The following is a 6,993-nucleotide window of genomic DNA, read 5'->3' as shown; positions in this document are numbered from 1 at the left end:
TTTAATTTGCAAGGAATTGCATGGATTTTTTTGTTTTTGATATATAAAAGGGCGAAAAGAACAATAAAAAGGAAGTTTTTAACAGCAAATTCACGATGAGATGGGCTTTGGGCATAAAACGGCAATTCAAGTGCGGAAAAATGAAACGGACTGATAAAAAAGTGTGGCTTTCTCTTGTTTTCATCGAAAATAAAGACTACCTTTGCAACGTTAGGTAAGTGGTCTTTGAGACATTGCAGAATAAAGAAGGGGAAAGAAACTCGCTCGTTTCCAAATCGTAACCCTTTTCTTCTTTATTCGGTGTTATTCTATTGATTATCTGAAAGATATAAAATTCTGAAATCTTTTGCGGGGATAGGTCGTGATTTTCTTCTCATAGAGGCTCTGGGCAATCGAGAGGGTCTTGTCTGCTGAAAAGCCGTGGCGTCTGTTGGTTTCCTTCTGCAAGGCAGTAAGGTCGTACAAGAGTGGTGGTGACGTATGTCCCACCTTTCTTGCGACCGATTCAACTTTAAGCTGGCTCTGACTGCGAAGCGAGGCAAGAGCAGTCTGTGCCAATGCTTCATTCTCATAGTCTTTACAGCCAACGGCTTTCAGCGATATGCCCTCTTTCTCCATGAGTGCGGAGAGTTTCCAATAAGGTACGGAAGAAAAATCATGGTTCTCTATGTACCGACGGCAGACCATAGCAAGGGTTGGAGTCTGTACCCGTCCCAAGGAATAGCCGCCTTTGCGGACGATGGACAATGCACGGCTGGCATTGATACCCACGAGCCAGTCGGCTTCGCTTCTTGACTTGGCGGAGTAATATAGATTGTCGTAGTTGTTTCCCGGTTTGAGATTGGAAAGTCCTTCACGAATGGCTTTGTCCGTCAATGATGAAATCCAAAGACGGTCGAAAGGCTTTCTGCAACCAAGATGTTGATAGATGTAGCGAAAGATGAGTTCACCCTCACGTCCTGCATCGGTGGCTACGATGATGCGGTCTGCTTTGTCAAAGCAGGAGCGTATCACTTTGAGCTGTTTGAGTGCTGCGGGGTCTGACGTGTAGTCCTTATCCTTACGAACTTGTCGCACGATAAGCTGGAAAGGATTGGGACGGATGGGCAGATCTTCGGCTTTATAGGCTGCAAAACCGTAGGCTTCGGGCATGGCAAGGGTGATGAGATGTCCCATCGCCCATGTTACCACATAACCGCTACCTTCCAAAAATCCGTCTTGTCTGGTATTAGCTCCTACTATACGGGCTATATCTCTGGCTACCGAGGGTTTCTCGGCAATAATACAAGTAATCATAGTCGGGTTTGGTTTTAAGGGTTACATCTTGGGTCCACGGCGCTGCTGTTTCTTCTCGTCCTGTTTCTGCTTTTGGGCGGCAGTGGGCTGTGTCTGCCCGGACTTTAACGGCTCGTTCACGTTCTTGGTGGCTTCGTTGGTCTTGCCTTGGTTGTTCACTGCAACCTGTGTCTTGTGTTCTTCGGCTACGGCTACCACCTTTTCCTTGCCGGTCTCCTGCTTCTTGTCTGGATTCCACTTGTAGAAACGCGGGCGGTTCTGTTCCTTGTCCATCTTGACGTAGGCATTAAAAGGTTGCCCTTCCTTGTCCACCATGTTCTTCAGATAAAGTGTGCGACCGCTGTCCAAGGCTTCACGCTGCTTGTCGGAGAGTTCCAAACCGCAGAGCTTATGTGGTGCGCCTTGTTGTTGGCTGTGCTGCTGTCGCTCCTTCAAGCCTTGCTTGTTGTTGAAGATAAACTCGATGCCTTTCTTCTCGGCATTGACTTGCAGGGTAGCATCAAAGGACTTACCACTCTTAGCGGTCATTCCTTCCACTTTCACGGCTTTGCCCTCTACAAGGTCTTTGTACTGCGCATCGGAAAGCGTAACGCCTTTGATTTCCTTTGGAATAGCCACACGGTCGGCACGAAGGGCAATGAGTTCGTTGGTCTGAGGGTCAATGGAGACGTATGCGGCAAAAGGTTCGCCCTTTTTGGGCGTTATCTCGATGGTCTTTCCAAGATTACCCGTTGCAAGGAGTTGTTCTTTCTCTTCATTAGAGAACTTGTGTCCCATATAGGGGAAGTCGAGCTGTGGCTCTTTGCGAAGCGGGTGAACTGCCAAGCCGATATTACCCTCGCCATCGGTACGAAATGCCAAACGGGCATCGGTGTAGATGGTGGTATCACCCATAGGTATGGCAATGGTAACAAGGTTACTCTTCTGCCAGTTGAGCATTTTTGCCAACTCTCCACTCTGTTCCAATCGCTCACGGGTAAGTCCGAGGTTGTCGAGCTGCTTCCAATCTATCTTTGACTCGTCAATCGCAGTGGCATTCTTCTGTTTGGGTAGGAAGTCGTCAAAGCGCACTTGACTATCTGCCAACTGCTGCTTGTTCTCTGGCTTCTCACGGTTCTGAAGCATGGTGTGGAGCGATGCCACACCTTGTTCTACGTTGTTAGCTACTACTTTGTAGAGTCCGAAACGGGACGGCTCGTTGAACTGTTTGAGGAAATTGGTCATGAAGTTCTTCAACAAGCCATCCTTGTTGTTGAACTTCAAAAAGGCTACCTGATGCACGTTTTTGGCTTCCGTTGTTTGGAGCTTGCCTTTGTCGTCAATCCCAGAGACCACTGAGAGTTTCCCAGCTTCATTCTCGTTCTTCACTTCCGCGCGGTCTTCTAATACCAGCACATAATTGTCATTGTTGTTCGATTCCATAAATCATTTATTATTGAATGAATAATTCATTATCGAACAGCAAAATTATAGCAATAATATTATGAATTTAGAAATGAGGAAATGTTGGGAAGTAGTAGGAAATACCAGGAAAAGAAAATTATTGGTTGAGCAAACAATAATCAAAAGCAGAATTAAAAATACAAATTTATGTATTTATGATTTTTGCAAAATCGCCATTTTAAGGTATTGCATATTCTGATTGACAACCATAACTTTGCAAAAATGATGACTCTAAGGCCTTTTTTGACATTTGTCCTTCTGTTTCTGTTTAATCTCACAGCTAATTCCATCATATTGGATATTGTTGTGGGTGATACCATATCCCCCACACTCAGGTCGGATTCTTTACTCAAAAAAACGATAGAACTTGATGAAGTTCTGGTTATCGGCGAGCGCAAACTGATTACAATGCGGAAGGATACGACCTTTATCAATACCAATTGTCTGCGGGTGAGACAGGGAGCTAATCTGGAAGACCTGATACAGGAAATTCCGGGTATGGAGTATGACAGGAACAACAAAACTTTGTCGTTCAAGGGAAAAATTCTCAATGGGGTAAATATCAACGGAGAAAAGTTCATGGGCAACGACATCATTGCTGCTTTGGAAAACCTGCCTGCCGATGCCGTGGAGTTGCTGAAGCTATACGACATGCTCAGTGCTCTAGAGAAAATGACGGGTGTGGACGACGGGGCTGACAACTTCGTGCTGGATATCAAGACGAAATCTTCCTATAATGGCAGCCTGACGGGTTCTCTTACGGCAGAGCATGGCAGCCAAGACAGGCGTAAGGATGAGATGCAGGGTAATCTGTTCAATGCGAATGGCGAAAACGCGACGCTGACAATCCGTTCAGACAACCTGAGCAACACGAGCGTGGGAAAAGATAATTTTCAGAATATACTGGCGGGAAACATCGTGAAGAAATTCGGTAAAAAAATTACGTTTAATGCTAACCTCTCGCTCAACACCTTCCATAATGAAAGCACGAGCGACGACTTCTATGAGCAATACCTTACATCTGGAACAAATTATCAAAAATCCACGTTATTCTTCCTTGGTAAAAGTCATAACCATTCGGCAATTATAAGCTTTCAGTACAACATCAACGAAAAGACACTGTTGAATGTCATGTTCAACGGAATCCTCGGGAATTCGGACAACCTGACTGACAACACGACCTCTCTTTATGAGCAAAACAGCACGAGGGCAGACACGTTGACCTCGGGAATGCTGAGAAGCGGTGCTAAGGGAAACAACAGGAAATATTACTTTTCTTCCGACTTCACCCGACGCATCGGTAAGGGTGGAGCCTCCATCACTTTTGAGACATCACTCAGCGGCAGTTCAGACAGAACGGAGAACAGCAGCCTTTCAAAGACCAGATTCCATCATCTGCTCAATGCGTTAGGTAATGACTCCGTTCTCCTTCGCAACCTCTGCCAGCAGATGCCTTCACGACGAAACGAAGCCCTGATGTCTCTGCGCTACACACAGCCCATTGGCAAACAGCTGAGATTGCAGGTCAGTTATGGGTTGCGAAACGAGAAGAGCATGAACACAAGCGATACTTATGACGATGCCATGCAGCATCTACATATCGACAGCCTTAGCTATGAAAGCGCACTATCTACATTGGGACAGCAGATCAGGCTGCAAATGGACTATAAGGGCAGTCGATGGAAAATCAACGGAGGCATTAATGTGGAGTGGCAGCAGCGCCACATCAGCCGCCGGCACACACTGCAAGCCGTGGACTCCACCGTCAGAGCCGTTGAATACAAGCCTATGTTCAATGTGAAATGGAACGGACGAAGCCTGGATATGGAACTGCGTTACAGCGGCAGCAGTCAGCTGCCCTCCATTCAGGAACTATTGACGATTGACGACAAGCGTAATCCGCTTTACCATGGACTGGGAAATCCTAACCTTAATCCATCATTTCGTCAGCAGCTGTCTTTTAGTTTGGATCATCAAAAATCCGGATTGACCCTGACGGGCAACTGGAGGAACACATTCAATGATCTTGCGAACGAGGTGTCGTATGAAGAAAATACGGGCGCACGGACCTACAGGACGGTAAACGTTGGAGGAAACTATTCCGTTTCCGGAATGCTGCAATGGCAAAAGCAGATAAAGCGTCTCGTGCTGTCGGGCAGTACAGGAGGTTCTTTTCAGAACCACGTCTATTTCCTGAACGAACAAACGCAAGGCAACTCCTCGAAATGTAAGACGCACATATACGGAAACTCTATCTCCATTAGAGGCAGTTATCAGCCTAAATGGGGAAGTATAGACCTGCATGGCAGTTTGCAGACGAGTCGTTCACATAACCTTCTGACAGACATTCGTGTCAACACTTTTGATTACGATTTTGGTGTCAGTGGCACAATCGACATTCCCCATGATGTGCAGATTTGGGGCGACGCAAACGGTCGCCTGCATCGCGGAACCTATGCGGTGACTGATGACGACCAGTGGCTGCTGAACATCGGAGCATCGTGGCGTTTCCTCAAAAAGAAACAGGCAACCCTCTCGTTCAAGTGGAACGACATTCTGAACAGGCGCACCCCCCTTATGCGCTCTGTTACGGAATACGGTTATCACGAGAGCTATCGTCCACAAATCAGAAGCTATGTCCTTCTCTCTTTGAGATACCGTTTTAGCATAAGTAAGCGTAAATCAGAGGGAAATCACCACAAATAGTTATATCCTCATAAATGAGGATAGGGAGTTGTCCGCTAAAATCATAGATTTTGGGTATTGTGGCATCATTATAAATAACCTATCTTTGCACCAAAACAGTTTAATTAATATAAAAAAATGAGAACCATAAGAAAAATCGCACTGCCAGTAATGGCATTTCTTGTAATGGGGCTTGCCTCATGCAACAAGGACGAGGCAATTAATTACAGTACAAAGTCCCTTAAAAACACAGAGTTGATGGACATTCTGAAAAAGAGGGGCTTTGCCTTTGACAAAGACGGCAAGTTGGAACTCAACGACTTGGCGGAGAAAACCACCACATTGGATTTAAGTGGAACCAAACTCAAAGATCTCAGCGGACTTGACATTCTGCCCAACCTGAAGGAGGTGAAGCTGTCGAACAATGACTATAAACTTTCATTCGACTTTTCACAACTCCCCTCGCAAATCACCGGTGTTGATTTAACCGGCAATGAGATTTATGAGTTTACAGGGTTGACCAAAGAGGACGAAACCGGCAATATCACGATATTGCATCATCTTAACAAACTTTACCTGCCCAACAGTGCAAAATACAACGAGGACGAAATCGTGAATTTCTTCACGACTGCAAAAGACGTTGATATGCAGATGAGCGATGAAAAAGGAACTTTGCAGAAGTACAACACACTGCGCGAGGTGCCGGACGAAGTGCTGCGCAAGGGTATGAAAGAGGTTTTCCCCAGTATTTTTACTGGCGACAAGGTAGATATTGCCAAACGAATTGTTAATCCAGAGGAGGCTGTCATGCCAACGGCATTTATGGAGGCAGATATTAATAATTTCGAGGGATTGCAATATATCATACACAACAAGGGCTGGAGAGGTACTACAGTTGTTACCTACACGGAAAGCGAGAAAGAATTTACAACGTCGATACCATATCTCAAGATTCCTAAGACGGTGCAGGGCTTGATATTGACCAATGTCAGTACGCCAAATGGTATAGACATCAGTGCTTGCACGGATCTCATGAAAGTGAGCATCAACGATAACCCATCTCTCAAGGAACTGGATTTTAGCATGGTAAAGGCATGGGGACAGCGAGGTTATCAGACGGAAATAGCCTCTGAAGGGATGAGCTATATGGAAATCGTGAACTGTGCGAATTTGGAGAAGATAACGCTACCAAAAGAAGCGAAGCACACCAGTACACTGAGTTTCATTGCACTGCCGAACTTGAAAGAGCTGAATTTTGCGAACTTCGCCTTTGTGCCAAACATGGACCTATACGATTTACCTAAGTGTAAAATAACTTATCCGACGAACAAGCTTGAAGAGCATACAGTTACAATGCCTAATGGCACAACTGAGAAAAAAGAGGCTATATTTACTATTTCCAAGGAATTGTTTGATGCGACTAATGCAAAGGAATATGTTATGAAAAACAAGGGAACTTTGCGTAGTGGCACGTCGTTTTCTTGTATGAACTCCGTTCTCGACAAAATGGCAAGAAAAATGAAAGCCTATGACTGGTCTAAGGATTATTAAGTGATTTCACCACTTATG

The 6,993-nt window shown here is 45.3% G+C and carries 3 protein-coding genes and 1 pseudogene; 2 read left to right on the top strand and 2 right to left on the bottom strand.

Annotation, left to right across the window (positions count from 1 at the left end; genetic code table 11):
* Positions 1–348 precede the first annotated feature (348 nt).
* A pseudogene (locus ETF27_RS02285) lies at positions 349–1,296 on the bottom strand (DNA topoisomerase); the annotation flags it as partial.
* A 21-nt stretch (positions 1,297–1,317) separates the two neighbouring features.
* Positions 1,318–2,718 carry a DUF4099 domain-containing protein gene (locus tag ETF27_RS02280; RefSeq protein WP_007173278.1) on the bottom strand — a complete coding sequence of 467 codons (1,401 nt, stop codon included), beginning with the start codon at positions 2,716–2,718 and terminating at the stop codon, positions 1,318–1,320.
* Between the two features lie 243 nt (positions 2,719–2,961).
* Here ETF27_RS02280 and ETF27_RS02275 point away from each other — a divergent pair, with 243 nt between their 5' ends.
* Together ETF27_RS02275 and ETF27_RS02270 are read left to right on the top strand one after the other, a co-directional pair.
* Entirely contained in the window at positions 2,962–5,445 is a 2,484-nt protein-coding gene (locus ETF27_RS02275) for an outer membrane beta-barrel protein (RefSeq protein ID WP_147785424.1), read from the top strand.
* A 117-nt stretch (positions 5,446–5,562) separates the two neighbouring features.
* Positions 5,563–6,975: a leucine-rich repeat domain-containing protein gene (locus ETF27_RS02270; protein ID WP_048741237.1), complete on the top strand. Its 1,413-nt coding sequence runs from the start codon at positions 5,563–5,565 to the stop codon at positions 6,973–6,975.
* Positions 6,976–6,993 lie beyond the last annotated feature (18 nt).

The sequence above is a fragment of the Prevotella brunnea genome, from assembly GCF_008016795.1.
Lineage (GTDB): Bacteria > Bacteroidota > Bacteroidia > Bacteroidales > Bacteroidaceae > Prevotella > Prevotella brunnea.
This window is presented reverse-complemented; position numbering and strand designations above follow the sequence as displayed.